The 26,031-nt window shown below is 70.8% G+C and carries 24 protein-coding genes; 18 read left to right on the forward strand and 6 right to left on the reverse strand.

Annotated features, from left to right (window positions below; translation table 11 throughout):
* Positions 1-2: 2 nt before the first annotated feature.
* From GA0070562_RS02990 to GA0070562_RS03015, 6 genes are all read left to right on the forward strand, one after another.
* Positions 3-548: a GNAT family N-acetyltransferase gene (locus tag GA0070562_RS02990; protein ID WP_091414589.1), complete on the forward strand. Its 546-nt coding sequence runs from the start codon at positions 3-5 to the stop codon at positions 546-548.
* The gene (locus GA0070562_RS02995; protein WP_139135420.1) at positions 527-970 is read left to right on the forward strand and encodes a hypothetical protein; all 444 of its coding nucleotides are present in this window, start codon (positions 527-529) and stop codon (positions 968-970) included. Before GA0070562_RS02990 ends, GA0070562_RS02995 begins: the two co-directional genes overlap by 22 nt.
* Positions 971-1,118: 148 nt before the next feature.
* Positions 1,119-1,433: a hypothetical protein gene (locus GA0070562_RS03000; RefSeq protein WP_139135421.1), complete on the forward strand. Its 315-nt coding sequence runs from the start codon at positions 1,119-1,121 to the stop codon at positions 1,431-1,433.
* 1,044 nt (positions 1,434-2,477) lie between these two features.
* A complete protein-coding gene (locus GA0070562_RS03005) occupies positions 2,478-3,533 on the forward strand; it encodes an IS110 family RNA-guided transposase (RefSeq protein WP_091414596.1) in 1,056 nt (351 codons plus the stop codon).
* Positions 3,534-3,762: 229 nt separating this feature from the next.
* Positions 3,763-5,916, forward strand: coding sequence for a site-specific DNA-methyltransferase (locus tag GA0070562_RS03010; protein ID WP_091414598.1), 2,154 nt, complete (start codon positions 3,763-3,765; stop codon positions 5,914-5,916).
* A 9-nt stretch (positions 5,917-5,925) separates the two neighbouring features.
* Entirely contained in the window at positions 5,926-8,523 is a 2,598-nt protein-coding gene (locus GA0070562_RS03015; RefSeq protein ID WP_091414600.1) for a DEAD/DEAH box helicase, read from the forward strand.
* A 701-nt stretch (positions 8,524-9,224) separates the two neighbouring features.
* Here the strand turns inward: GA0070562_RS03015 and GA0070562_RS03025 are convergent.
* The 3 genes from GA0070562_RS03025 to GA0070562_RS03035 all read right to left on the reverse strand — a co-directional run bounded on the left by GA0070562_RS03025 (position 9,225) and on the right by GA0070562_RS03035 (position 11,833).
* On the reverse strand, positions 9,225-9,800 hold the full coding sequence (locus GA0070562_RS03025) for an SLATT domain-containing protein (protein WP_091414603.1): 576 nt from the start codon (positions 9,798-9,800) through the stop codon (positions 9,225-9,227).
* Between the two features lie 305 nt (positions 9,801-10,105).
* Positions 10,106-11,095: a phosphotransferase enzyme family protein gene (locus tag GA0070562_RS03030; protein WP_091414605.1), complete on the reverse strand. Its 990-nt coding sequence runs from the start codon at positions 11,093-11,095 to the stop codon at positions 10,106-10,108.
* A 42-nt stretch (positions 11,096-11,137) separates the two neighbouring features.
* Positions 11,138-11,833, reverse strand: a complete 696-nt coding sequence (locus GA0070562_RS03035; protein ID WP_091414607.1) for a VHL beta domain-containing protein — start codon at positions 11,831-11,833, stop codon at positions 11,138-11,140.
* 246 nt (positions 11,834-12,079) lie between these two features.
* Between GA0070562_RS03035 and ssd the strand changes: the two genes are divergently transcribed.
* The 7 genes from ssd to GA0070562_RS03070 all read left to right on the forward strand — a co-directional run bounded on the left by ssd (position 12,080) and on the right by GA0070562_RS03070 (position 17,311).
* Positions 12,080-13,183, forward strand: coding sequence for a septum site-determining protein Ssd (gene ssd / locus GA0070562_RS03040; protein ID WP_091416099.1), 1,104 nt, complete (start codon positions 12,080-12,082; stop codon positions 13,181-13,183).
* Entirely contained in the window at positions 13,180-14,382 is a 1,203-nt protein-coding gene (locus GA0070562_RS03045; protein ID WP_091414610.1) for a TadA family conjugal transfer-associated ATPase, read from the forward strand. Before ssd ends, GA0070562_RS03045 begins: the two co-directional genes overlap by 4 nt.
* Positions 14,379-15,287 (forward strand): hypothetical protein, encoded by a 909-nt coding sequence (locus tag GA0070562_RS30155; RefSeq protein WP_175438599.1) that lies wholly within the window; start codon positions 14,379-14,381, stop codon positions 15,285-15,287. The genes GA0070562_RS03045 and GA0070562_RS30155 overlap by 4 nt, the downstream gene beginning before the upstream one ends.
* A complete protein-coding gene (locus tag GA0070562_RS03055) occupies positions 15,287-16,015 on the forward strand; it encodes a type II secretion system F family protein (protein WP_091414612.1) in 729 nt (242 codons plus the stop codon). Before GA0070562_RS30155 ends, GA0070562_RS03055 begins: the two co-directional genes overlap by 1 nt.
* Positions 16,016-16,038: 23 nt before the next feature.
* On the forward strand, positions 16,039-16,206 hold the full coding sequence (locus GA0070562_RS03060) for a DUF4244 domain-containing protein (protein ID WP_013283643.1): 168 nt from the start codon (positions 16,039-16,041) through the stop codon (positions 16,204-16,206).
* 116 nt (positions 16,207-16,322) lie between these two features.
* Complete coding sequence (locus GA0070562_RS03065; RefSeq protein WP_175438631.1) at positions 16,323-16,697, forward strand: TadE family type IV pilus minor pilin; 375 nt, start codon at positions 16,323-16,325, stop codon at positions 16,695-16,697.
* Between the two features lie 221 nt (positions 16,698-16,918).
* Positions 16,919-17,311 (forward strand): Rv3654c family TadE-like protein, encoded by a 393-nt coding sequence (locus GA0070562_RS03070; protein ID WP_091416109.1) that lies wholly within the window; start codon positions 16,919-16,921, stop codon positions 17,309-17,311.
* 123 nt (positions 17,312-17,434) lie between these two features.
* Here GA0070562_RS03070 and GA0070562_RS03075 read toward each other — a convergent pair whose 3' ends face one another.
* From GA0070562_RS03075 to GA0070562_RS03085, 3 genes are all read right to left on the reverse strand, one after another.
* The gene (locus GA0070562_RS03075) at positions 17,435-18,013 is read right to left on the reverse strand and encodes an LURP-one-related family protein (RefSeq protein WP_091414614.1); all 579 of its coding nucleotides are present in this window, start codon (positions 18,011-18,013) and stop codon (positions 17,435-17,437) included.
* Between the two features lie 286 nt (positions 18,014-18,299).
* The gene (locus GA0070562_RS03080; protein ID WP_091414616.1) at positions 18,300-18,506 is read right to left on the reverse strand and encodes a hypothetical protein; all 207 of its coding nucleotides are present in this window, start codon (positions 18,504-18,506) and stop codon (positions 18,300-18,302) included.
* 174 nt (positions 18,507-18,680) lie between these two features.
* Entirely contained in the window at positions 18,681-21,203 is a 2,523-nt protein-coding gene (locus tag GA0070562_RS03085) for a DEAD/DEAH box helicase (RefSeq protein ID WP_420811443.1), read from the reverse strand.
* 92 nt (positions 21,204-21,295) lie between these two features.
* Here GA0070562_RS03085 and GA0070562_RS03090 point away from each other — a divergent pair, with 92 nt between their 5' ends.
* The 5 genes from GA0070562_RS03090 (at position 21,296) to GA0070562_RS03110 (ending at position 25,996) form a co-directional block, all read left to right on the forward strand.
* Entirely contained in the window at positions 21,296-21,646 is a 351-nt protein-coding gene (locus tag GA0070562_RS03090) for an STAS domain-containing protein (RefSeq protein ID WP_013283649.1), read from the forward strand.
* Positions 21,646-22,083 (forward strand): ATP-binding protein, encoded by a 438-nt coding sequence (locus GA0070562_RS03095; protein ID WP_013283650.1) that lies wholly within the window; start codon positions 21,646-21,648, stop codon positions 22,081-22,083. Before GA0070562_RS03090 ends, GA0070562_RS03095 begins: the two co-directional genes overlap by 1 nt.
* Positions 22,084-22,404: 321 nt before the next feature.
* Positions 22,405-24,753, forward strand: coding sequence for a sodium-translocating pyrophosphatase (locus GA0070562_RS03100; protein WP_091414618.1), 2,349 nt, complete (start codon positions 22,405-22,407; stop codon positions 24,751-24,753).
* 101 nt (positions 24,754-24,854) lie between these two features.
* Positions 24,855-25,397, forward strand: coding sequence for a hypothetical protein (locus GA0070562_RS03105; RefSeq protein ID WP_091414621.1), 543 nt, complete (start codon positions 24,855-24,857; stop codon positions 25,395-25,397).
* A complete protein-coding gene (locus GA0070562_RS03110) occupies positions 25,388-25,996 on the forward strand; it encodes a hypothetical protein (protein ID WP_091414623.1) in 609 nt (202 codons plus the stop codon). Before GA0070562_RS03105 ends, GA0070562_RS03110 begins: the two co-directional genes overlap by 10 nt.
* Positions 25,997-26,031: the final 35 nt, after the last annotated feature.

Consider the following 26,031-nt stretch of genomic DNA (forward strand, 5'->3'; position numbering starts at 1 on the left):
GCATGGAGCCGATCACCATCCCCGGCCGCGTCATCACCCTGCGCGACTTGCGCTCCGATGACGCGGCCGATGCTTGGGCAATCGTCGGAGATGACCGTGTCACGGAGTGGCTCTCCTTCGACAGTCGGGACCAGGCCGCTGCGGTCGCCATGGTCGAAGGCGCCATCGAGCGAGCCCAGCTCACCCCGCGCACCGAGTACTACCTGGCCGTTGCCGACACCTCAGACCGCATGATCGGCTTCGCGCGACTCGGCCTCACCGGTCATCAGGCCGCCAAACTCGGGTACGCGATCGGTGCGGACCACTGGGGCCGCGGCTATGCCACCGACGCCGCCCGCACGATGGTTGACTACGGTTTCCAGACGCTGAAGCTCCACCGGATCACCGCAGCCATCGGTCCCGACAACGCCGCCTCCATCACCGTTGCCGAAAGACTCGGCATGCAGTACGAGGGCCGGCTGCGCGACCACGTCTACACCAACGGCGCATGGCGCGACTCCTTGCTCTACTCCATCCTCGCCCAGGAGTGGACCAGCAACGCCGGCTGACCAACCGCTGGCGGTTCGACGGCCAACGCCGGCCGGATCATGGCGCCGGTACGATCGCCGGCATGCGCGACGCCGACACGCCGCCGCAGGAACCCGCCGACCCTCGTTACGCCGACACCGCCCTCACGCTCCAGGAGCATGCGGCCCGCATTCGCGCCGCCGCAGCCGAGGTGCACGAACGTGTTCAGGAGTGGCGGGACGCCCCTAGTTGGCAGGAGACACCAACGAACGCTCACCGGTACGCGGTGACGGCGGACGCTGTCGCCGCGCTCAGCGGGCTACCCGAGCCCGAGACCTCGGAGGATCTGGCCGCAATCGTCAACGCGGTTCGTCCCGTGCTCGCCGAATGGCGCCCGAGCCGGCCGGGCCCCGAGCAACAGATCTTTGCGGCAGTCGAGCGACTTCACAAGGCATGCGGATAGCGAAGCCGCTCCCAGTTCTGCGCAGTCCGGACCGAGGACCCCTTCAAGGTCATCTCCTAGACTCGCGCAAGTGATCTTGAGGGAGGCTCCGCAAGGGTGGCGGTCGCGCCGAGCCCAACAAGCTAAGCGTCTCCGGCGGTGGCACTGGGTGGTGCTGGCGTTGGTGGTGATCAGTTGCGCTGGCGTTGTCGCCGTGCCGGCCTCGTGGGCCGTGCGCAAGCAGTTCGAAGCAGAGCGCGGCGAGGCGACGCCGGAGGCCGCGGCCCGGGTGTGGCTGTTGCAGCTCAGCGCTGGTGAGGAGCTGGGGCTGTCGCGGGTGCTGGCTGGCGCGCGTTATGACGAGCTGCGGCAGCAGTGGCGGGACTACCGAGCCGAGATGACCGGCGCCGGCCGGGAGCCTTCGAAGCTGGAGAGCGTGGGCCGAGCGCGATCGAGCACCAGGCCGCCGACCGGGCCACGGTGATTGAGCAGGTCCGCGCCGTGTGGTGGGACGACGGGCAGATCCTTGCCGGTACTGCGCATCCGTGGCGGTGGGAGCTGCGCAAGGACCGCGGCGGGTGGCGTGTGTGGTCCGTCGACCTACCGGCATGGTGCGGGGTGCACGTCCGGGCGAACTTGTGTCCGTCATGACCGGTAGGCCGACCGGGCGCGGGTGAGCCGGACTGCGGGTGAGCCGGACTGACTGCCGAAACAATCTCATCAGGATCAAGGCGCTCCGCGCGGCGCGGGCCGGGGCGCGGCAAACGGCTCCTGCGGAGCCGCCGCCCCGGCGCACGGCGCCGGGGCGGAAAAGTCAGCCGGCCCGAACCCCACGCCCCGCCCCGCGCGTCACCCCTGGGTCGGTGAGGTGACCCGGTGACGAGTCCCGAAGAACGACCAAGGCCAGGCGGACACACTCTCACCCGATTCCGACGCTCCAGAGACCCACGAAGACCGGCGGCCACCACAGGCGGACGAAGCTGCCGAACAACCGCAGTGGGCCGCTGGAGCCCCAAGAGGGGAAGGGGTGGAGGTGGTGGGAGGGGATGGGAGGTGAGGGAGGGAGCGGGGTTAGAGCTGTGCCTCCGGCGGGGGCCAGACGACTCCAGGATGGAGTTGCCGAACGGTTTCGGTGGGTGAGTGGCTGGTGGGATGCCATCCCACCAGCCACCGACCCAGGCAAGCCGAGCAGACCAGGGCCAGGGTGACAAGGTCGTACGTCCAGCAGGGCGCTCCACCTTGTCACCCTGGCCCTGGCCTGCTCCACGATGTGTGGGTCGGCGGCAGACAGTGAGGATGGTGAGGTGGGTCGCCGGGCTGGTCTGACTCACCGGCAGACCGACGTTGCTGTCCTCATCCCGATTCGTCGGCCGGCTCGGTGACCCCGGCAGCTGCATGTCACCGGTCAGGCGTCGTGACTTGATAGGAGCCTGTGCGAGAGGCGCCCACCACTGTGTTGTCCGCATCGCCTGACCGGTGACGTGTCCACGTGTTCTCGACTCGACCGAGAAGGGCGGACCTCACCAGCATGGCAGCCAAGAAGCGATCGGTCATCGGGGGTATCGACACCCACCGCGACACCCACCACGCCGCCGTACTCGACAGCACCGGCGGACTCCTCGGCGACGCCGAATTTCCCGCGACCACCGCCGGCTACGCGGATCTCCTGGCCTGGATGCGCTCCTTCGGCCGGGTCACGGCCGTGGGCGTGGAGGGCACCGGCAGCTACGGCGCCGGCCTGGCCCGCTACCTGACCAGCAAGAAGACCCCCGTCATGGAGGTGGACCGGCCGGACCGCCGCGCTCGTCGCGCACAAGGCAAGTCCGATCCGATCGACGCTATCGCCGCCGCCCGGGCAACCCTTGCCGGCACCGCCATGGGCACCCCGAAGACCCGCACCGGGCCGGTCGAGGCTATCCGCGCCCTCAGGGTCGCCCGCCGAGGCGCGGTCAAGGCCCGCACCGCCGCCCTGAATCAGATGCGCGGCCTGGTCGCCGCCGCCCCCGAGCCCCTGCGAGCCCACCTGACCAAGGTCAGCGCCGCCACGCTGGTCAGCCGGTCCGCTGCACTGACCTACGACCCAGCCAGACTCCACGAACCCGAGCACGCCACCACCGCAGCCCTGGCCGGCCTCGCCCGCCGGGTCACCACCCTCACCGAGGAGATCACCACCCTCGACCGGCAGGTGACCCCCATCGTCCAGAAAGCGGCACCCCACACCACGGCCCTATTCGGCGTCGGCCCCGACGTCGCCGCCCAACTGCTCACCACCGCCGGCGACAACCCCGACCGGCTGCACTCCGAAGCGGCCCTCGCTCACCTCTGCGGCGCCGCACCCATCCCCGCCAGCTCCGGACGGGTGCGCCGGCACCGCCTCCACCGAGGAGGCGACCGCGGCGCCAACCACGCCCTGCACACCATCGCCCTCTGCCGCCTGCGCTACGACCCACGCACCCGCGCCTACCAGCAACGACGCATCACCGAAGGCCTCAGCAAACAAGAGATCCTGCGCTGCCTGAAGCGCTACATCGTCCGCGACGTCTACACCGCCCTACGCGCCGACTTCACCGCCCTCGCCCCTTGACCTCCATAGGAGCATCGGGATGGCATGAGAGGGGCATTCGGCGGGGCCGGCGAGACCAGACGCATCGGCTGACCCGGTGCCGCCTGTTCGCGGCAAGCGCCCGAGGTACGGCGTCCCTTAGGGTGACCTTGACGGCTCTCAAATTCGCGTCTGGTGACGTGCATGGGCGCCGTCCAGTAAGACCGCCGACCCGCCGATGCCGACTCGGACAAAAGAACGGAGCGCCTGAGTGTCAACGCTGAGCAACCTGCTGCGACAGGTGGAGCAGAAGGATGCCCAGTTGGCTGCCGACCTCGCCCGTGAGGTCAGAGCCTTCAGTGAACGCCGGGCGTTCGGCCTCAACTTCGAACGCCACACCCCCGAAATCGTTGAACTGCCCGGGCGGCCGGTCCGCAAGGGCGACAAGGTGCGCTTCCTGCCCGAACGCGGCCAGTCACCTAAGAGCATTGATCAGCGGCTGTGGCGGGTCTACTCCATCGCACGGGTCGACGGGGGCCGCGTAGCGACCCTCACTCGCCAGGACACTCCCGAAGCGGAGATGGCAACCACGACCCGTAACGTCGAGGACCTTGTCGTCGTCGCCGAGTTCCGGGATCCCATTTACCCAGGCTTGAAATCGACTGGCAAGGTTGAACGCGGCGGCGACAAGCCCTTCCACACCGTAATCAACGCCGAGAACTTCCATGCGCTCCAAGCGCTCCTATACACCCACGAGGGCGAAGTCGACGTCATCTACATCGACCCGCCCTACAATACCGGCGCGCGCGACTGGAAGTACAACAACGACTACGTCGACTCGGAAGACATCTATCGCCACTCCAAGTGGCTTGCCTTCATGGAACGCCGACTGAAGTTGGCGAAGCGGCTGTTAAATCCCGATAACTCGGTGCTGATCGTCACCATCGACGAGAAGGAGTGCTTGCGCCTCGGCATGCTCTTGGAACAGACGTTTCCCGGGTGTGATGTACAGATGGTCTCGTCCGTCATTAATCGGGCGGGCTCCTCGCGGGCGGGCCGGTTCGCTCGCGTCGACGAATATGTATTCTACGTGTTCATCGGAGATGGACGTATCTCGCCCTGGGTGTCCACCATGCTCGGTGACGGCGCTGATGAGGGTTCGGCGTTGGCTATGCCGACGGTCTGGTTTACCGCCGTGCGACGTGGCACCGCGTCGGCGGAGCGGCGGGCTCGACCCGCGCTCTTTTATCCGGTGATTCTCGACCGAGAGACTGGTTCCCTAGTCCGAGTCGGCGACCCGATTCCGAAGGATGCGGACAGGTCCAAGGTGCCGACGGAGCCGGGAACCGTCGCGGTGTGGCCGCTGGCGAACGACGGACGGGAACAGACCTGGCGGTTTTCTGCCGCGAAGATGCGGGAGTACTTCGCCGCGGGAACTGCGCGGCTCGGCAAGCGCGACCCCGTGACAGGTCTCCGCCCGATCACCTATTTGCAACCGGGCACCATCGCCAACATCGCGAACGGAACGTTTGTCGTTACCGGGAAGAGCCCGGAAGGTGCTCTTGAGTTGGCGCTCGCAGATGGGGCCGAGAAAGTGGTCACCCCGCGTACCGTGTGGAGTAGGACGAGCCACTTCGCTCGTGACCATGGATCCCATCTCATCAAGGCCCTGCTGGGCGAGAAACGGTTCGACTTCCCGAAGTCCCTGTATGCGGTCGAAGATGCACTGCGTTTCGTTGTCGCAGAGAAACGCAATGCCTTGATCGTCGACTTTTTCGCAGGCTCTGGCACGACGGCTCACGCAGTCATGCGACTCAATAAGCAGGACGGAGGGATGAGGCGATCGATCTCGGTGACGAACAATGAGGTTTCCGTGGACGAGCAAGCAGGTCTCCGGGAGAAGGACTTGCGGCCCGGCGACCCTGAGTGGGAAGCACTCGGCATTTGTGACTACGTGACGAAACCGCGCATTCGCGCAGCAGTTACCGGCCTGACCCCTGCCGGCGTTCCGATCAATGGCGACTACAAGTTCACCGATGAGTTTCCGATGTCTGACGGGTTCGAGGAAAACGTCGAGTTCTTTACGATGACCTATGAAGCGCCCCGCCTGGTTGCCCACAACCGCGCATTCGAGGCGATCGCCCCGCTGCTATGGATGAAGGCCGGCTCGCAGGGCAGGGCAATCGACAAGGCCGCCGACGATTTCGCCATCGTGGACACGTACGGCGTGCTGTTCGACCTGGACTGCTCCCGCGATTTCTTCCAGGCTATCCAGGGGGCGCCGCGGCTGCGGACTGCGTTCGTCGTCACCGATGATGATCGGGCATTTCAGGCGGTATGTTCGGAGTTGCCGCCGGAGGTCAAGCCTGTGCGACTTTATGAGTCCTATCTGACGAACTTCACGATCAACACGGGCAGGGAGTGACCAGGCGCGATGAAGTTCACGCTCAAGGACTACCAGGCCGACGCAGTCGGGCACATTCTCGGCTGTTTCACCGACGCCCGTGACGACTTCCACCGCAAGGGCCGCAACGTCTCCTTCTCGCTCGCCGCGACCACTGGCGCCGGTAAGACGGTCATGGCGGCGGCAGTTATCGAGGGCTTGTTCTTCGGCGATTCTGATTGGGATTTCGAAGCGGACCCGAATGCCGTGGTGCTTTGGTTCACCGACGATCCTTCCCTCAACGAGCAGACCAAACACCGGCTGTTGGAGGCGGCGGGGGACCGAATCGCCTACTCACGGTTGCAGGTAATCGGGAACAGGTTCAACCAGGAAAAATTTGAGCCCGGCAAGGTGTATTTCCTCAACTCACAGAAGTTGTCGAAGAACTCACTGCTGGTCCGCGGCGCACCCGACGACGCCCAAGACGCCCTGATTGAGCGGGCGGCGTCGCCGGACCTGCGGCAGTACACGATCTGGGACACTCTCCGAAACACCATCGAGGACGGCAACCTCACCCTTTACCTGATCCTCGATGAGGCGCATAAGGGTATGAGGAAGCCCAGTAACAACGAGCGGGCCGAGAAGCAAACCATTGTCAAGCGCCTAATCAACGGTGCGAACGGTGTCCCTCCGGTTCCTGTCGTGTGGGGCATCTCGGCCACCATTGAGCGGTTCACCGAGGCGATGAAGGACGCCCAGGGTCGGTTCGCTTACCCCAACTACGAAGTCGACCCGGCGCTGATTCAAGAATCTGGTCTGCTCAAGGACGACATCCGGCTCGACTTCCCAGCCGAAAAGGGCACTTTCGACACCGTTCTACTAAAGCGCGCCGTCCGCAGGATCAAGGAAGTGACCGAGCTGTGGGCCCAGTACGCAGCCGACCAGGACAACGAAGCCGACCTGGTGATTCCGCTGCTGGTCGTTCAGGTGCCGAACACGCCATCGGACGACCTCCTCCGTACGGCGGTGGACACCATCCGGGAAGAGTGGCCCGAACTCCCCGCGGATGGCATTGGGCACACCTTCGGTGACCACACCGCTCTGGAGATTGGCGACTACGAGGTACGCTACATCGCCCCGGAGAAGGTGCAGCAGAGCCTGCGCGTGCGGGTGCTATTGGCGAAGGAAGCCATCACCACGGGTTGGGACTGTCCTCGGGCTGAGGTGCTGGTGTCGTATCGGCCCGCGCAAGACAAAACACACATCACCCAGATGCTGGGGCGGATGGTCCGCACACCGCTGGCCCGCCGGATCGCTGGGGATGATCGGCTCAACTCTGTCGAATGCCTGCTCCCGCACTTCAGTAGAACCACCGCCACGGAAGTCGCCGACATCCTGCTCGGAAAGCACACCGAGGGAGACGACGGCACTGGGGAGAGTGGCGGTGGTGAAGGCCGTCGGGTCCTGTACAAGCCGGTCGACATGCAGGTGAATCCAGCGATCCCGGACTACGTGTGGGTCGCGTTCGACACCCTCCCGTCCCAGACGCTGCCGAAGAAGGCAGCCAAACCCACGAAGCGCCTCAGCAGCCTGGCCCAGGCGCTCTCCCGCGATGAGCTGCTACCTGACGCCCGCAAGGCCGCTTACAACGAGTTGTTCGCGGTGTTGGACGGCCTGATGGCCCGACACAAGGACAACATAGAAGCCAACATCCTCGGGCTACGCGAAGTCGAGGGCGAAACCATCGTCGCCTCCGTCGCCGGCGGGAAGATCGCCTATACCGAGAAGTTCAGCGAGGTTGCGGACGACCGCTCGGTGGAAGCCTACTTTAAGGAGGCTCAGCGGATCCTGTCGCCAGACCTGGCCCGCAAGTACGCCGACCGCATCGCTGTCGACGGCGACGACGACGACGGCCTGCTCGATGCCCATCTCAAGGTGGCCGCCCTCGCCCGGATTGACGGTGTCCAAGCCGAGATCGAACGCGAAGCCGACGCCCTGGCGAGGAGATGGCTCGACCGATTTCGCGTAGCGATCAAAGGTCTAAGGGACGAGCGCCGTGCCGTCTACGACGCCATCATCGCTATGTCCACCGACCCGCAGCGCATCGATATCCTTCGTCCCAAGGTCCGATCCGAGGAGACCGAAGCTGACGCCGACGGAACTAAGGTCCCAACGCGGCCTGGGCACCTCATGTCCGACGAGGCCGGCGACTTTCCGATCGGCTCCCTCAATAGCTGGGAAACCGCGGTGCTCGACTCCGAACGGAAGCAGCCCGGCTTTCTCGCCTGGTACCGCAACCCTGGACGTGCATCGGATGACTCCCTCGCCATCGCATACAAGGACGGCAAGGGCGCTTGGCGGCGAATGTGCCCGGACTTCTTGTTTTTCCACGGCGACGAACACAACGTCAAGGTGTCCATCATCGACCCGCACGGGTACCATCTCGGCGACGCACTCCCCAAACTGCGTGGCTTAGCTAGCTTCGCCATCGAATACAGGGACGACTTCCACCGCATAGAAGCCGTCGCTCAGATGGAAGACAAGACTCTTCGAGTACTCGACCTCACCAATGAATCGGTCCGGAAGGCCGTATACGAGGCGGAGGACGCCGAGCAGCTGTACCTGTCTTACGCTGCCAGCAACTACTGACCCAGGCGAACTCAGCAGTACAGCAACGATGTACAGCAACCGGTCGAGCCGCAAGAGCTACCAGGCGGTCATCAGGAGCTGCCCCACGTCGGGAACGGCCGTTGGGGATCGGATTGCCTGGAGCTACGGATCAGAAGGCTAGGCGGGCGTTGTTAGTCGCGCCTGCGGACTGCCCTGCGGGCGGCCTCCGGCCGTCCTCGGGCGCCCGCAGCGCGTCAGCGCGTCACTTTGCGAGTCAGCGAATCGTCAGCGAACGCCGTACCACGTGGCGACACTCGATCATGCGCGACGGCATGACCGGTATGCCTGACCCCGCGGCACGGCACTCGATCACACTCGCTGCTACGTCAGGTCACTTTCCCCCCGACGGGGGTCGTCCCTTTGCCGGGATAAGCGTCCCGCTGCAGGTCAAATACCCTCCCGGCCGTCGTTCAGGTTGCCTCCCTGCGGTGTCTTCCGGGTCGGAGGCAGCAGAGGAGCAGCAGAGCCCTCGAAGGCAGCCAGGACGTGGGCCGCGTAGTCGTCCGGGGTGTTGGTGTACCGGTTGAGCATCGTCGACGCCTGTTCGGGGCCCGTGACCCGCTGCACAGCCTTGATCGGGACGCCGTTGTGCCGTAGATCGTGGAACCGCAACCGCAGATGGCTGCCTCGGCTCCAGCGCAGCGGCCAGCTGGCGCAGCAGCCGGCCTGGATCTCGTGCGTTAGCCGCCAGGTGTTGGGGAGATCGGGCCGAGCTGTTGGGCGTCGCCCTGCCGCCTGAACTCCACCCACTGCCGGCTAACGTCCGCCCAGATCTGTTGCTGATCGGCGAAGAACCGATCTATATGCTCGCGGGTGATCTCGTCCGATGGATTCGTTACGAGAAGGTAGTCGATCTCGTCCCGTAGGCGATTGAGGCGATAGCGCGTCTGTTCCATCAAAATCCATCGTGATCGCCAGTTGTGGAACAGCTCGAGTGAGCCTAGCAGCGTGACCAGCGCGACCATCGGCAAGGCGAGCGATGCATTGGCGGGGATCTGCGGGATTCCTAGAACTACCGTTGATAGGGCGGTCAACCCGAGCGATAGCCCTTTGGACCACGTCGAACGACGGCGAAAACGTGTCTTTCGGGAGTCTGCCCACCCCATGTCGGCGGAAATAAGCTCTCGGAAGGTGGTAAGAGCCTCCGTTGGGGTTAGGGCCGTCCGGCGGCCGGCCAAGACCAGGAGCCCTTGCTCGGAAACCGCCGACATGGGCGCCGCTGCTTGTTCATCGCCAGGCTCGCGTTGCTGGGTCATCGTCCAATTGACGAGGATGCAGGCGTTCAGAAGAGCTGACTGCCAGATACCCGACAGCTCAGGAACAGGCGGTATGGCCGGTCTCCAGGATGGGCCTCGCCTCGAAGTCCTCTGGACGTCGGCTGGCTGTCGATGGTGGCGAGTAACCAGAGGTGGAGAATCACCCGGATCCTGATCGCGCATGCGGCCTGACCTGGTGCTGCTGATCGCGGCAGACGGCGACCTCGACGTATAGAGCCAAATTGAGGCGCCAGGCAGCGGGGGAGTGAGAAGGCGTCGCGAGCTTCGGTGCGGGTAATTCTCTATTAAGATGAGCGTTCCGCAGTTGAATCAGGCCCGTAGCCGGGGCCGGCGACCACCTCGGCGATACGGGTGAGCCAGTGCAGATCGTTGGCCCGAGACTCCGCACTGGCCTCGGGCCTGAGGATGCTGCCCAGAAACACGGCAACATCGTCGAGATGCCGTTCGCTGCGGTAGTAACTCAGCAAGACCGGGTCCGGCTCCAGCGGCCCATAGCCCTCGCGGAAGAGTTCAGCCCGGCGTCCGTTGACCGGGTGGTCGCCGAAGTCGGCGCTGTAGACGAACATCAAATCCCGCTCGCGCGGCGCGAGGATCGGCGCGTCCCAGTCCACGACGTGCAGCGGGCCGTCGCAGTCGGGGATCAGGTTGTCCGGATGGATGTCGGCGTGGCAGACGACGTGCCGCCCCGGCGTGACGCGCGAGGCCAGGTCGTCGACAGTCTCCGCCAACCGGTGCAGCGTGGCGCCGTGCTGCTCCCAGAAGGCGCCCAGAACCTCGCTCGTCGAGGCCTGTCCGCCGAGGGTCCGCAACCGCTCGCCCGCGCTCGACCGGTACGTCTCGGCCGGCAGGACGGCGGCGACTTCGGCGGTCGGCGTGACCCGGTGCAGCCGGCCCAGGAAATCGCCGTACTCGATCCACTGGCGGTCGGTGAGGCCGCGACCCCACAGGCTGCCGCCGTCGTGGAACGGGTAGAGCAGTAGCCGATAGTCCCCGAACTCGCGCCCGGCACCGCCCTCGGGGAGGTCCAAGGGTGCGACCACCTGCCGAAGGCCCTGCGCGCGCAGAAAACGGGGCAGCAGGACGGCGGCCGGCGTGAAGTCGCCGCGGCGCACCTTGAGGAAGTAGCGCCCGCCGTCGGACGTCTCCACCCGGTACGCCCATGCGTGCCCGTCGAGCCCGACCGGCATGAACACCAGATCGACGACGTCCACCGACCAGGCTGCGGCGACCTCGGCCGCCAGTGACCGCTCGTCGATGTCCGGCTTGTCGATCACCCGACGGAGCGTCGCAGCCGCCGGTCGGGCCCGGCAAGGGAGTTACCGGATCACCGCGCGCAGCGTCTGTCGGGCCGGCTCGAAGCACGCCAGCCCGCGGCCCCGCTCGTCGGCCACCACCCACGGATGACCGACGTACGTCTGCTGCCGGTAGGACTGCCCGGGCCGGAGCACCGCGTACTGCTGTCGCCGGCCCTCGTAGTTGATCCAGTGGACCACGACTGTCGACCCGTGGCTGTTGACGAAGTCGATGAACGTCGACGGACCGCCGCCGTGCGAGCGCAGCCGCGATTCGCGCGAGGCCGGCAGCGGGGCCAGTTCTCCCCGGCCGACCACAGGCGGCTTCGACCGGGGAATCGACGGCTTCGGTGAGGTCGGACGGCTGCTCGGGGTGGCGCGGCGGGTCGGTGCTGCGGTCCGGGTCGGCGCCACGGCGCGGTTGGAGAACGACACCGACGGCGGCGCGTAGGACTCGGCGGGCGCCTCCGTCACCAATCCCGCCCTCGTCGGGGACGCCAGGATGGCCTCGCCCTTGATCGGTGGCGGGAGGTCAGGGCGACGCGGCGTGGCGAAGACGCTGACGATGCTCGCCAGCACCACGACCACGAGGCCGACGGCGATCGCGGCGAGCAGTGTCGGCGACGGATCGCGTAGCCAGACCCCGTCTTCGGTTCTCCGGCCGGATCGCGGGTGGCGTCCACCCGAGGGGATCGCCAGGGGGTGCGGTGAATCGGTCATGGCCTCGATTCCGCAAGCCGGTGCCGTCCATCGGGCGGCGAAGGGCCCCGATTATCCGTTACCGATCATCCCTGTCGTCAATGGCCGATTGCCCACCCGTCGACTCCGTCTCCGGCGCATAGCAGATCAACCGGGTCCCCGAGGTCTGTCCACAACGGCCTCCGTTGTCCACAGGGCGCCGATTCCGCATCCCCCGGCCGGGCAGGCTCACCCCGGCACGTCCGAGTTCGACCGATGGAGGCCGCCATGCCGCCCCGTACCCCGCTCCCGCCGTACCGTCGCCTGCCCCTGCTCGTCACCTCCGACGGCGACCTGCTCGACGAGCTGTTGCGACTCGCGGCGGCCGGTGGCACCGAGGTCGAGCTGGCGGCCGATCCGGCCGCCGCCCGGGCCCGCTGGGCGCCGGCGCCGCTGGTGCTCATCGGCGCCGACCAGGCGGCGGCCTGCCTGCGGGCGCGCCTTCCCCGCCGCGCCCGCACGGTCCTCGTCGGTCGCTCCGGAGAGCTCGACCCGGGTACGGAGTTGGCCGAACTCATCGGCGCGGAGCACGTCGCGACGCTGCCGGCGGCCGAGCCCTGGCTGGTCGACCGGTTCGCGGAGTGCGTGGCCGGTCCGGCCGGCCCGGGTCAGGGCCGGGTGGTGGCTGTCCTCGGCGGTCGGGGCGGCGCCGGAGCCAGCGTGCTGGCCGGTGGGCTCGCCGTCAGCGCGGCCCGGTCCCGGCTCCGCACGCTGCTCGTCGACGCCGACCCGCTCGGCGGCGGTCTCGACCTGGTGCTCGGCTGGGAGCAGCTCGACGGGCTGCGCTGGCCCGAACTGGCCGGCACGGACGGGCGGGTCGACCCGCCGTCGCTGATCCGCGCCCTGCCCAGCCGAGGCGACCTGGTGGTGCTCTCCTGGGACCGGGGCGACCTGCGGCACCTGCCGGCCGAGGCGATGGCCGCCACAGTCGACGCCGGCCGGCGAGGGCGGGACCTTGTCGTACTCGACCTGCCCCGGCACCTCGACGACGCCGCGGTGGTCGCGCTCCAGGCCGCCGACCGTGCGCTGCTCGTCGTACCGGCCGAGCTGCGGGCGGCAGCCGCAGCGGCCCGGGTCGCCGCCGTGGCCGCGCCGCACTGCGTCGACCTGTCGGTCGTCGTGCGCGGTCCGGCGCCCGGCCGGCTGCGGGCGGCCGAGGTGTCCCGGGCGCTGGGGCTGCCGCTCGCCGGCACGCTGCGACCCGAGCCGGGACTGTGCCGCGGACTGGAGCGGGGCGAGGCGCCGGGCGCGAGCGGGAAGGGGCCGCTCGCCGCGCTGTGCCAGCGGATCGTGGACGAGCTGGTCGGGTCGTCGGCTGCGGGTGCGGCGTGACGGGCCCGGGGGAGCTGGCGGCCCGGGTCCGGCACCGGTTCGCCGCCGAGGCCACGCCGGTCACACCGGCGGCGATCGTCTCCGCGGTACGCGCCGAACCGGCGACGGCGGTGCTCGGTGACACCACGCTGCTGCGGATCGCCGACCGGGTGCACGACGACCTGGTCGGCGCCGGTCCACTGGCACCGCTGCTCGCCGACCCGCAGGTCACCGACGTACTGGTGAACGGGGTGCGCGTCTGGGTCGACAGGGGGCAGGGACTGCGCCAGGTCGCCGTGCCGCTGGGCACGCTCGACGACGTACGCCGGCTGGCGCAGCGCCTCACCGCGGCCGCAGGTCGCCGGCTCGACGACGCCTCCCCGTACGCCGACGCGCGGTTGCCCGACGGCACCCGGCTGCACGCGGTGCTGCCTCCGGTGGCGACCGACGGGCCCTACCTGTCGCTGCGTACCTTCCGGCAGCGGCCGTTCACCCTCGACGAACTCGTCGAGCGGGGCACAGTGCCCCGGCCGATCGCGCCGCTGCTCGCCGCGCTCGTGGCGGCCCGCCTCGCGTACCTGGTCAGCGGTGGCACGGGCTCCGGCAAGACGACGCTGCTCAACACGTTGCTCGGGCTGGTGCCCGGCACCGAGCGGATCGTGCTGGTGGAGGACGCCGCCGAGCTGCGCCCGGTGCACCCGCACGTGATCGGCCTGCAGGCGCGGACGGCGAACGTCGAGGGCGCCGGAGCCGTCGGTCTCGGTGACCTGGTCCGGCAGGCGCTGCGGATGCGGCCGGACCGGCTGGTCGTGGGCGAGTGCCGGGGCGCCGAGGTGGTCGACCTGCTCGCCGCGCTGAACACCGGCCACGACGGCGGGGCGGGAACGCTGCACGCGAACGCCCCGGCCGACGTTCCGGCCCGGTTGGAGGCGCTCGGGATGCTCGGCGGCCTGCCCCGGCTCGCGCTGCACGCGCAGGTCGCCGCCGCGTTGCAGGTCGTCCTTCAACTCCGCCGCACCGGCGAGGGGCGCGTACTGGACTCCATCGGCCTGCTGCTGCCCGACGGGCCCGACCGGGTGGTGACAGTGGTTCCGGCCTGGGCGCGGGGTCGGGGTCTTGCACCGGCGGCCCAGCTGCTCGCCGGCCTGCTGCGGGAACGGGGAGCGCCGGTACCGCCGATCCTCCAGGCGGCGTGGCCGACTCCGGCGGAACCGTCGTGACCGGCCACCTCTGGCCGGCGGTCCTGCTCCTGGCCGCTGCGGCGGTCGCCGTCGCCTGGCCGGTCCGGGCCGGTCGCGCCCGGCGGCTGGCGGTCCTGGGTAGTGCTGGCACGCCGGGCGAGCGGGTGAAGGGTGCGCGTCCAGCATCCCCGGACCCGTCACGGCGTCCGCTCGACTCCGGGCCCAAGGCGTCCGCCCGTCCGCCCGGCCGGGGCCGGGAACGGAGGCGACCCGGTGCCGGACAGCAGGCACGGCGATGGAGCGACCTCGTGCCGGTTCCGGTGACACCCTCTCCGGCGTCGGCTCCCGCGCCGGCGCTGTCCGCCGGACGCGTGCTGCCCGTGGCGGCGCTGTGCGGCGCCGTGACCGGGGTGCTGCTCGGCGGTCCGGTGGCCGCCCTGGTGCTCGCCACCTATGGCGTGCTCGCGGCTCGGGCGGTCCTGCGCCGGCGTACCCACCGGCGGGCCGCCCTCGCGCACCGCCGCGATCTCGACCGCCTCGCCGCCGTCGCCGCCGACCTACGGGCCGGGCTACCCGCCGACGGCGGTGTCGACGACGGCCCGGGACGCGTCGCGCGGCTGGCCCGGGCCGCAGGGAAGCTGGCCGACCAGACGGGTGCGCCGCTGGCCGATCTGCTGGAACGGATCGAGGCCGACGCCCGCGCCGCCGACCGCGGCCTTGCCGCTGCCGCAGCCCAGGCCGCCGGGGCGCGGGCGACCGCCTGGCTGCTCGCCGCGCTGCCGCTCGGCGGGATCGGTCTCGGCTACGGCATCGGAGTGGACCCGGTGGCGGTGCTCCTGCGCACGCCGGTGGGTGCCGGCAGCGCGGTGGCGGCTGTCGTGTTGCAGGTCGGCGGGTTGCTCTGGGCCGAGCGGCTCGGCGTCACGCCCGGGCGGGCCGCCTGATGTCAGGGCAGGTGCTGGCCGCCGTCTGTCTCGGCGGCGCCGCGTCACTCCTGGTCGTCGCCGGTCCGGCCGTCCGCCCGGCACGGCGGCTGCGCCGTCTCGTCCCGGCGCCGCGACCGGACCGCCCGGCGTGGTGGCCGGACCGGGTACGCCTCGGCGCGGCGCTGGCCGGGATCGCGGTGGCGGTTGTCGTCGGCGGTGTGACGGGCGTGTTCCTCGGGCTGCTGGCCGGTGTCGCCGCCGACCGCCTCCTGCGCCGGATCGAGCCGCGCGCAGCCCGGGAACGGCGGCTGCGGGAGACCGCCGACCTGCCGCTGGCCGCGGACCTGCTGGCCGCCGCGCTGCGGGCGGGCGCGCCGGTCGACCGCTCGGTGCTCGCCGTCGCCGAGGCGCTCGGCGGGCCACTCGCGGACCGGCTCGGCCGGGTCGGCCGGACGCTACGGCTCGGGGGCGGCCCCGGTGAAGCCTGGGCGCACCTGGACGGTGTCACCGGGGCTGAACCCGTGGTCGCGGCGGCGGTCCGCTCGTCGAACAGCGGCGCCGCACTGGCTCGCGCGCTGACCCGGCTGGCCGACGACCTGCGTGCCGAACGGTCGACCGCGGCCGAGGCGGCGGCCCGCCGCGCGGGCGTGCTCATCGTGCTGCCGCTCGGGCTGTGCTTCCTGCCCGCCTTCATTCTCGCCGGTCTGGTGCCGGTGATCGTCGCCGTTCTCGGCGACGTGCTGTGAACCATCGAGAAGGGACGTACGACATGCGCAAGCTCCTCACCCGCCTGCGGGGTGACGCCGGTATGAACACCGCCGAGTACGCCGTGGGCACCCTCGCCGCGGTCGCCTTCGCCGGGATCCTGCTGAAGGTGCTCACCTCCGGCAACGTGCAGTCCGCACTGACCGCCGTCATCGACCGGGCCCTCAAGTGACCGTGCGCCGGCCGGCCGGCCGCCGTGGTCGGTGGCTCCACGAACCAGCGGTCCCGCTCGACGTGTCGACCGCGCCCGGCCCGATCCGGCACGCCGTCGGCACCCGGGCCGGGGCGGTGTGGCACCGGTGGCGCTCGCGGGTCGCGTGTGAGCGGGGTTCCTTCACCGCCGAGTTGGCGGCCGGCCTGCCGGCGCTCATGCTGCTTCTCGTCGCCGGGCTGACCGCGGTGAACGCGGTGGGCACCCGGGTCGCGTGTGTCGACGCGGCCCGGGAGGCGGCTCTCGCCGCAGCCCGGGGCGAGCCCGGCACCATGGCCGGAACCCGGTACGCCCCCGACGGCGCCGAGGTGACCGTGACAGTGGCCGGTGATCGGGTCACGGCGACGGTCCGGGCGCCGGTACGGACGCTCGGCGCGGGGCTGCCTCGCCTGGTCGTGTCGGGGGAGGCGGTGGCCGCCGTGGAACCCGGCGCGCCCGGCCCGGTGCCATGAGAGCCCGCTGTGCCTGGGCCGACTCCTCCTGCCGGTCCGCAGTGGAAGGAGGAGCCGACGCGAGCAGGCTCAGAGCAAGCAGGTCCAGAGCAAGCGGGCCCGGCACGAGCAGGCCTCGGGCAAGCAGATCCAAAGCGAGCGGGTCCGGGGCGAGCGGGTCCGGGGCGAGCGGGCCCGGAACTTGCAGATCCGGGGCGGGCAGGCTCGGGGCGACCACATCCCTGGCGAGCGGGACCGGAGAACCCGGGGAGCCCGTTGGTAGGACGTCATCGGCCGACCGGGGCGGCGCGACCGTCTGCCTGCTCGCGATCGGGCTGGTGTTCGTGCTGGTCGGGGTGTTCGGCGCCGCGCTCGGGGCTGCCCGCTGCGCGCGGCATCAGGCCCGCAACGCGGCGGACTTCGGGGCGCTGGCCGGGGCCGGGCAGGTGCTCGACGGAGCCGACGCCGCCTGCGCTCGCGCCGCCGACCTGGTCTCGGCCAACGGGGGCCGGATGACCGGGTGCCGGGTCGACGGACTGGACCTGATCGTCACGGCCCGGGTGCGTGTCGCACCGCTGCCGGGGCTGACCCGGGACGCCACCGCGACGTCCCGGGCCGGCCCGGCCCGGTCCTGACGACGGAAGCCGGGCCAGGGCTGGAAGCCGAGCCGGAACCGGAAGCCTGGCCGGGACCGGCGGCAGGGGCATGTCAGGACGAGGCCGGAGCCCGGCTCAGCGGATGCGAGTTGCCGAGCCAGGTCAGCGGGACTGGAGGGCGTCCAGGCCGACCGCCATGGCGATCACCAGCCGACGGTCGATCTGCGGGTGCTGGATCTCCACGGAGTACCGGTCGCGCAGGCCCCACTTCCGGTCGACCGAGAACACCGGCTGGCCACCGGCCATGAAATCGAAGTGGTACGGCAGCCACGAGAGCGAGTCGACGAACCGGCGCAGCAGCGCGACCGGCAGGCTGCGCTCCTGCCCGGTGGCGGGCGGCAGACCGGGCTGCTCGACGTGCCACGTCGAGCGCAGCAGCGACTGGGCGAAGTCCTTGCGGAACAGCCCGATGGGGTTGCCCGCGTGATCGGTCACGTCGTAGGTGGCGCCGAGGTCGAGCCGCTGACGGGCCTTGAAGCCGAGAAGGGGGTACTGCTTGGAGTCGTCGGTGTAGATGGTCACCTGCTCCTTGAAGGCGAGCCGCTTCTGCTGCGCGAACGCGAGCAGCCCACCTTCGGAGCCGTCGGGCGCCACCGAGTGCACCTCATACTGGTTGACCATCATCCGGAGTCGCTGACGGATGATGAACCGGTGCTGGGCCTGCAGATTGTCGGGCGACATGGGATCTCCTTCGAGGGGTCGCCGGAGTCTTGCACAGCAGGCCGACCACCGCTCGCCCGATCGCACCCACCGCAGCCTGGGACGGACGGGGCCCACACGCAGGGCTCGCACGGTGGCACGCGGCGCAGCGCATACGCCGCCGCCGTGACTGGCGCGGGCCGGGACACCGCGACGGCCGGGACACCGCGACGGCCCGGACGCCGACGGTCCGGACACCGGGACTGACGGCCGGCACACCGCGACGGCCGGCGAACCACGACGCCGGCACACCGGGCGAGGCGCAAGGTCAGCGGCCGCTGTCGACGGTGGCCTTCATCGCCCAGCTGTTCAGCACCTGATGGATGCCGCGCAGACGCTCGTTGATCTGTTCCAGCCGTTCCGCCTGGGCGAGGGTGGCCATCGCGGTGCCCAGCGCTATCTGCTGATCGAGGGTGAGGCTTTCCTGGTCGATGGTGTAGAGAAGATCGACGGTCTCGGCGATCGTGTCGGCCACGGCGGCACCTCCGGCGGGACGGGTCTCGGGTCACCTGTGCGCTACCGGAAATGATGCATGGAAGCGCTCCCATACATCAATGCCCCGACCGCCCCACGGTCATGCACCCGTCCCACGAACCAGACGCCCCGGCGCCGGAAAGGCCAGGCGACCGGACCGCCCGCCGCCGGAAGGTCAGGGGACCGGACCGCCCGCGGCCGGGGCAGGGTGGGCCACCCGGTCGCCCTGCCGGGGCAGCGTCCCACCGGGCCCCGCCTCGGCGCCGAGGTCCGCCTCCGGCGACGTGGCGCCGTCCGGGCCCAGGCTGCCGGGTCGCTCCGGGGCCGCGTACCCGGCCGTGGCGAGGTTCGTCAGCACCACGTCGAGGACCTTCACCGCCTCCGCCTTGGCCAGCGGGTTGTTGCCGTTGCCGCACTTCGGGGACTGGACGCAGGACGGGCACCCGGTCTCGCACCCGCATTCGGCGATCGCGTCCCGGGTGGCGCGCAACCAGGCGGCGGCCGTGCCGTACGCCCGCTCGGCGAAACCCGCGCCGCCCGGATGCCCGTCGTAGACGAAGACGGTGGGCGCCTCGGTGTCCGGGTGCAGCGCGGTGGACAGCCCGCCGATGTCCCACCTGTCGCAGGTCGCCATCAGCGGCAGCAGGCCGATGGCGGCGTGCTCGGCGGCGTGCAGCGCGCCCGGCACGTCCGCCGCCTCGACACCGGCGGCCGTGAGCGACTCGGGGGAGAGCGTGAACCACACCGCGACGGTGCGCAGTTCCCGGGCCGGCATGTCCAGCGGGCGGGTGTCGATCACCTCGCCGGTGGCGATGCGCCGCCGCTGGTACGACACCACCTGGCTGGTCACGTCCACCTCGCCGAGGAACAGCCCGACCGGTCCGGCGTCCACGTACGAGCGGACCGACACCACCGACAGCGAGGTGACGTCGCGGGCGTGGGTGGACCAGTCCGGCTCCTCGGCGTGCACGAGCGCGCACCCGTCGGCCAGGTCGAGCGAGTCGACCACGTACGAGACGCCCTGGTGCAGGTAGACCGCGCCGGTGTGCAGCAGGAAGTGCGCCGACCCGCCGTCGACGGTGCCGAGCAGCCGGCCGGTGGACTCCTCCACCACGCACACCGGCGCGCCGCCCTCGCCGCGCAGGTCGACCTCGGGGCGTTCCCGGTGCCGCCAGTACCAGCCGGTGGGCCGCTGCCGCAGCGCCCCGGCCTCGACCAGCGAGTCCACCGCCTCCTTCGCGCCCTCCCCGAACAGGTCCAGGTCGGCCGGGGTGAGCGGGGACTCGTGGGCGGCGCAGGCGAGCTGCGGCGCGAGCACGTACGGGTTGGCCGGGTCGAGCACCGTCGCCTCGACCGGCCGCCCGAACAGCGCCTCCGGGTGGTGCACCAGGTAGGTGTCGAGCGGGTCGTCCCGGGCCACCAGCACGGCGAGCGCCTCGTCGCCGGAGCGCCCGGCCCGCCCGGCCTGCTGCCACAGTGACGCGCGGGTGCCGGGCCAGCCGCAGATCAGCACCGCGTCCAGCCCGACCAGGTCGACGCCGAGTTCGAGCGCGTTGGTGGAGGCGAGCCCGAGCAGGTCGCCGTGCAGCAGCGCCCGTTCCAGCTCGCGGCGCTCCTCGCGCAGGTAGCCGGCCCGGTAGGCGGCCACCCGCTCGCCGAGCCCGGGCACCGCCTCGTCCAGCGCGCGGCGGGCGTTCGCCGCCACCACCTCGGCGCCCCGCCGGGACCGGACGAACGCGAGCGTGCGTACCCCCTCGACCACGCTGTCGGCGAGCAGGTCGGCGGTCTCCCGCAGCGCGGAGCGCCGGACCTGGACGAGGTCGGCGTCGACCGACGAGTCGGTGGGCGGCAGCAGCGGCGGCTCCCAGAGCGCGAACGTCACCCCGCCGCGCGGCGAGGTGTCCTCGGTGACGGCGGTGACGGGCAGGCCGGTGAGCCGCCCGGCCGCCGTCGCCGGGTCACCCGACGTGGCCGAGGCCAGGAGAAACACGGGGGTACGCCCGAAGCGGGCGCACTGCCGACGCAACCGCCGCAGGACGTGCGCGACGTGCGAGCCGAAGACGCCCCGGTAGGTGTGGCACTCGTCGACCACCACGTACGCGAGGCGGCGCAGGAACCCGGACCAGTGGGCGTGCCCGGGCAGGATGCCGTGGTGCAGCATGTCCGGGTTGGTCAGCACGAACCGGGAGTGCCGGCGGATCCACTCCCGCTCGGCGCGCGGCGTGTCCCCGTCGTAGGTGGCGGGGCGTACCCCGTCGAGTTCGAGACCGGCGACGGCGCGGAGCTGGTCGGCGGCGAGCGCCTTGGTCGGCGCCAGGTAGAGCACCGTGGCGCGCGGGTCGGCGAGCAGCGTGCTCAGCGCCGGAAGCTGGTACGCCAGGGACTTGCCGGACGCCGTCCCGGTGGCCACCACCACGTGCTGTCCCGCGTACGCCAGCTCGGCGGCCTCGGCCTGGTGCCGCCACGGGGCGGTGACGCCGCGTCGCGCGAACGCCGCCCGCAGTTCCTCCGGCGCCCAGCCGGGCCATCCGACCGGCTCGCCGGCGCGGGCCGGGACGCGTTCGACGTGGGTGACCGGGTCGGTGGGGTGACGCAGCCGCAGCCGGCGCAGCAGCTCGCCCGGCGCACGCCGCGGGCCGGGGCTGTGGTCGGTCACGTCCTGCACTCTCGCACTGGTGTTCGGAATTGGGAACCGCAGGGTGGGGGTATGGGGAGGGCGTGGCCGGTGACCCGAGAGGGCCGCACGGGGGGATGGTTAGATGCCCAGGAGAGTTTACCGAGGAGGGACCGATGGAGCTGTCGCTGGCGACCCGCGCCGTGGGGGAGCACACGGTGCTCGAGGTCGGTGGTGAGGTGGATGTCTACACCGCCCCCCGCCTGCGGGAACGGCTCCTCGAACTGATCGACGGCGGAGCCCGGCACGTGGTGGTCGACCTCGGCCGGGTGGACTTCCTCGACTCGACCGGGCTGGGTGTGCTCGTCGGCGCGCTCAAGCGGCTGCGCTCGGCCGGTGGTTCCTTCGCGCTGGTCTGCGACAAGGAGCCGCTGCTCAAGATCTTCCGGATCACCGCACTGGACCAGGTCTTCCCGCTGCATCCGACGGTCGACGCGGCCATCGCCGCCGACTCCACCGGCGCGTGATGGCCACCGTCAAGCTGTCCTTCTCTCCGGCCCCGGTGCACGTGCGCACCGCCCGCCTGGTCGGCGTCGCGGTGGCCCGGCGGGCCGGCGTACGCGAGGACCTGCTGGACGAGGTGCGCCTGGCCATCGGCGAGGCGTGCACGCGGGCGGTCGCGCTGCACCGGCAGTACGGCCTGGCCGACCCGGTGTACGTGGAGATGTCCGACGGCGGCGGCTACACGGTCCGGGTGGTGGACCGGGCCCCGATCGAGGCGGGCCTCGGTCTGGCCGCGCTCGGCCCGGACGAGCTGGCCAAGGAGTCGCTCAGCGAGGACGCGCTCACGACCGGGGTGGGCTTCGCGCTGCTCGCCGGTTTCGTGGAGGATCTCCAGGTCCGCCCGGTCGACGACGGCGTCGGCACCGAGGTGCGGATGTCCTGGCCGGCCGGCCGCGCCTGACCCGATTCGCACACGCAGGCCGCGTTCCCCGAAGGGGGAGCGCGGCCTCGTCGTATTGGCCGCGCCATATATCAGATTTCTTCGCATAACACAGTTACGAAGATCATCGAGACACGGTGCCCCCTCGGTGTGACCCTCGCCACGCCGGAGGGCTACAGTACGCGGGTTGTCAGCAAGTGATCCCGTCCCGTAGCCAGCGGGAAGGGGAGTTCATCGCTGGTCCGCCGGGGTGGGTTGGCGCGCGCTTGCGAGTCCGCATCCAGGCGTCGGCCCGTGCGTCTCCACGAGCCGACGCGAGTTGTTCGGTACAGGAGGACATAGATGTCCGGGACCTTGGCCGCCGACGGCGGCGCACTGTCCCTTACCGGAGCCAACGTGACGTACGTCGTCATCGCCGCGGTCATCGCGCTGGTGGCGCTCGTCTTCGCGGCCGCCCTCACCAGGGCGGTCCTGGCGGCCGGTAAGGGAACCACCAACATGCAGGAGATCTCCGGCGCGGTGCAGGAGGGCGCGTCGGCGTACCTGCTGCGACAGTTCCGCACGCTGGCGATCTTCGTGGTGGTCGCCGTCGTGCTGCTCTTCCTGCTGCCGGTGCACGACACCGACGGCAACGAAACGCTCGTGAAGGTCGGCCGCTCGGCGTTCTTCGTGGTGGGTGCGCTGTTCAGCGCGTTCATCGGCGGCGCCGGCATGTGGCTGGCCACCCGCGCCAACCTGCGGGTGGCGGCGGCCGCGCGGGAGCGAGAAGGCGGCCGTGAGGGCGCCATGAAGATCGCCTTCCGCACGGGCGGCGTGGTCGGCTTCCTCACCGTCGGCCTCGGCCTGTTCGGTGCGGCGCTGGTCGTGCTGATCTTCCGGGGCGACGCCCCGACCGTGCTGGAGGGCTTCGGCTTCGGCGCCGCGCTGCTCGCCATGTTCATGCGGGTCGGCGGCGGCATCTTCACCAAGGCCGCCGACGTCGGCGCCGACCTGGTCGGCAAGGTCGAGCAGGGCATCCCGGAGGACGACCCGCGCAACGCCGCCACCATCGCCGACAACGTGGGCGACAACGTCGGCGACTGCGCCGGCATGGCCGCCGACCTGTTCGAGTCGTACGCGGTCACGCTCGTCGCGGCGCTGATCCTCGGCCGGGCCGCGTTCGGCGAGACCGGCCTGGTCTTCCCGCTGATCATCTCCACCATCGGCGTGCTGGTCGCGATCGTCGGCGTCTTCATCACCCGGCTGCGCGCCAGCGACCGCAGCGGCCTGACCGCGATCAACCGGGCCTTCTACCTGTCCGCGCTGATCGCCGCGGTGCTCGTCGCGATCGCCGCGTTCGCGTACCTGCCGGCCACGTTCGCCGAGCTGGAGGGCGGGCTGACCGACGTCGACCGCAACCCGCGGCTGGTGGCCATCGGCGCGGTGGTGATCGGTATCGTGCTGGCCGCCGCGATCCAGGCGCTCACCGGCTACTTCACCGAGACCAACCGGCGTCCGGTGCAGGACATCGGCAAGAGCTCGCAGACCGGCGCGGCCACCGTCATCCTCGCCGGCATCAGCGTCGGCCTGGAGTCGGCCGTCTACTCGGCGCTGCTGATCGCCGCCGGCGTGTTCGGCGCGTTCCTGCTCGGTGGCAGCTCGATCACGCTGTCGCTGTTCGCCGTCGCGCTGGCCGGTACCGGCCTTCTGACCACCGTCGGCGTCATCGTCGCGATGGACACGTTCGGCCCGATCTCGGACAACGCGCAGGGCGTGGCCGAGATGTCCGGCGACATCGACGAGCACGGCGCGCGGACGCTCACCGAGCTGGACGCCGTCGGCAACACCACCAAGGCGATCACCAAGGGCATCGCGATCGCCACGGCGGTGCTGGCCGCCACGGCGCTGTTCGGCTCGTACACCGACACGCTGCGCTCCGCCTACGAGGACGCGGGCGTGGGCGACGTCGGGAACGAGATCCTGAACTCGCTCAACGTGTCCAACCCGCGCAACCTGGTCGGCCTGATCATCGGCGCCGCTGTGGTCTTCCTCTTCTCCGGCCTGGCCATCAACGCGGTCTCCCGCTCCGCCGGGGCCGTGGTGATGGAGGTACGCCGCCAGTTCCGCGAGCTGCCCGGCATCATGGACCGCACCCAGCGGCCCGAGTACGGCAAGGTCGTGGACATCTGCACCCGGGACGCGCAGCGCGAGCTGATGACCCCCGGTCTGCTGGCGATCCTGGCCCCGATCGCTGTCGGCTTCGGCCTCGGCCCGGGCGCGCTGGCCGCGTACCTGGCCGGCGCGATCGGCGCGGGCACGCTGATGGCGGTGTTCCTGGCCAACTCCGGTGGCGCCTGGGACAACGCCAAGAAGCTGGTGGAGGACGGCGCGTACGGCGGCAAGGGCTCCGACGCGCACGCCGCCACGGTCATCGGCGACACCGTCGGCGACCCGTTCAAGGACACCGCCGGCCCGGCGATCAACCCGCTGCTCAAGGTGATGAACCTGGTCTCGCTGCTGATCGCCCCGGCCGTGGTGGCCTGGAGCGTGGGCGACGACAAGAACAACCCGCTGCGCATCACGATCGCCGTGGTGGCCGCGCTGATCATCGCGGCCTCTGTGGTGTTCAGCAAGCGCAAGGGTGTGGCGATGTCCGACTCGGACAGCGGCGCCGGCACCCCGGACCAGCGTCCGGAGACGGTGAACGCCTGATCGCACGTGACGGTTCCCGGCCGGCCCCGGCCGGCCGGGAACCCCGTGCCCGGCAAACCTGACCGGTGGCGGTTCGGCCCGGAGGTCGTACGCTGCTTCGCATGCGTACGCGCCGGGCGGCAACCGCCGGAAAGCTCACGGTGGTCCTGGCCACGCTGGTCCTCGTCGTCACCGGGTGCGGCGGCGGTCCCAGCCCCCGGGTCTGGGCCGCGTCGGTGTGCCAGGCGCTGACCCCGTGGCGCGCGGAGATCTCGAAGCTGACCAGCAGCACCCAGCAGCAGATGACCGCGCAGACGACTCCGCCGCAGGCCAAGGAGAACCTGGTCCGGCTCTTCGCCGGCGCCGAGCAGGCCAGTGAGACGGCCCGGCGCAAGGTCGAGGAGGCGGGCGTGCCCGAGGCCGAGCGCGGCGAAGAGGTGTCCGCCGGGTTCCTGGGGTCGCTGAGCAAGATGCGCGACGCCTACGGCCGGGCCCGGGACACCGTAGACCGGCTCGACACCGCCCAGGCCGGTCCGTTCTACGACGGCGTGCGCGCCGCCGTGGACACGCTCAACAAGGAGTACGACGCGAGCGCGCTGGACACCAGCAAGCTCAACTCGACCGAGCTGAAAGAGGCCTTCGACGAGGTCCCGGAGTGTCGCTGACCCCTCCCACCCCGAAACCGGCCCGCCAGCCCTCGCTGTTCTCCACCGAGGCGGCCGATCCCGCGCTGGCGGATCTCGCCGGCCTGCTCGCCGGGCCGGGTGAGGTGGGGCGGATGGGCGGCACGGCGCGGATCTCCGTGGTGGTCGACGCCGCCTGGCGGGTGCACGTGCTGGTGGCGGAGCTGGGGGCCCGGGGCGTGCCGGCCAGCTGGGAGCCGACCGAGGACGGGCGGCACCGGGTGCGGACCGCGTACACGAGCATGCTGGCGCCGCTCGCGCGGGCCTGGCTGCGCGGCGCGGCGAAGCGGCCGCCGCCCCGCTTCCACCTGGACGGGCGGCGGCTGCGGCTCTGGGCGGCGGCCGCCGGCACGGCCGAGCCGGCCGGGTTCCGGCTGCGGCTCGGACCGGCCGACGAGCAGTCCTGGCCGGTGGTCCGCGCCGCGCTGGCGGCGGTGGGCCTGCCGGCCGCGTTCGTCGAGCCGGACGAGGGCGGGCCCGCGTTCCGGATCGGCGGACGGCGGATGTCGCGGCTCGCGGAGCTGGTGGGGGAACGGCCGGCAGCGGCGCCGGTGACGGACTGGCCGGGGCCGCGGAGCTGACGCCGCTGTCCGAAGCCGGACACCCGGCGAGGGCT

Origin of the sequence: Micromonospora tulbaghiae (genome assembly GCF_900091605.1) — a bacterium.
Classification (GTDB): Bacteria; Actinomycetota; Actinomycetes; order Mycobacteriales; family Micromonosporaceae; genus Micromonospora; species Micromonospora tulbaghiae.

What these genes read in the sequence shown, in the direction of transcription:
- GA0070562_RS03060 (WP_013283643.1), top strand. Translation starts at nt 16,039, where the DNA reads ATGCGCAAGCTCCTCACCCGCCTGCGGGGTGACGCCGGTATGAACACC.
- GA0070562_RS03100 (WP_091414618.1), top strand. Translation starts at nt 22,405, where the DNA reads ATGTCCGGGACCTTGGCCGCCGACGGCGGCGCACTGTCCCTTACCGGA.
- GA0070562_RS03095 (WP_013283650.1), top strand. Translation starts at nt 21,646, where the DNA reads ATGGCCACCGTCAAGCTGTCCTTCTCTCCGGCCCCGGTGCACGTGCGC.
- GA0070562_RS03035 (WP_091414607.1), bottom strand. Translation starts at nt 11,833, where the DNA reads ATGACCGATTCACCGCACCCCCTGGCGATCCCCTCGGGTGGACGCCAC.
- GA0070562_RS03055 (WP_091414612.1), top strand. Translation starts at nt 15,287, where the DNA reads ATGTCAGGGCAGGTGCTGGCCGCCGTCTGTCTCGGCGGCGCCGCGTCA.
- GA0070562_RS03105 (WP_091414621.1), top strand. Translation starts at nt 24,855, where the DNA reads ATGCGTACGCGCCGGGCGGCAACCGCCGGAAAGCTCACGGTGGTCCTG.
- GA0070562_RS03090 (WP_013283649.1), top strand. Translation starts at nt 21,296, where the DNA reads ATGGAGCTGTCGCTGGCGACCCGCGCCGTGGGGGAGCACACGGTGCTC.
- GA0070562_RS03015 (WP_091414600.1), top strand. Translation starts at nt 5,926, where the DNA reads ATGAAGTTCACGCTCAAGGACTACCAGGCCGACGCAGTCGGGCACATT.
- ssd (WP_091416099.1), top strand. Translation starts at nt 12,080, where the DNA reads ATGCCGCCCCGTACCCCGCTCCCGCCGTACCGTCGCCTGCCCCTGCTC.
- GA0070562_RS03075 (WP_091414614.1), bottom strand. Translation starts at nt 18,013, where the DNA reads ATGTCGCCCGACAATCTGCAGGCCCAGCACCGGTTCATCATCCGTCAG.
- GA0070562_RS02990 (WP_091414589.1), top strand. Translation starts at nt 3, where the DNA reads ATGGAGCCGATCACCATCCCCGGCCGCGTCATCACCCTGCGCGACTTG.
- GA0070562_RS03005 (WP_091414596.1), top strand. Translation starts at nt 2,478, where the DNA reads ATGGCAGCCAAGAAGCGATCGGTCATCGGGGGTATCGACACCCACCGC.
- GA0070562_RS03025 (WP_091414603.1), bottom strand. Translation starts at nt 9,800, where the DNA reads ATGACCCAGCAACGCGAGCCTGGCGATGAACAAGCAGCGGCGCCCATG.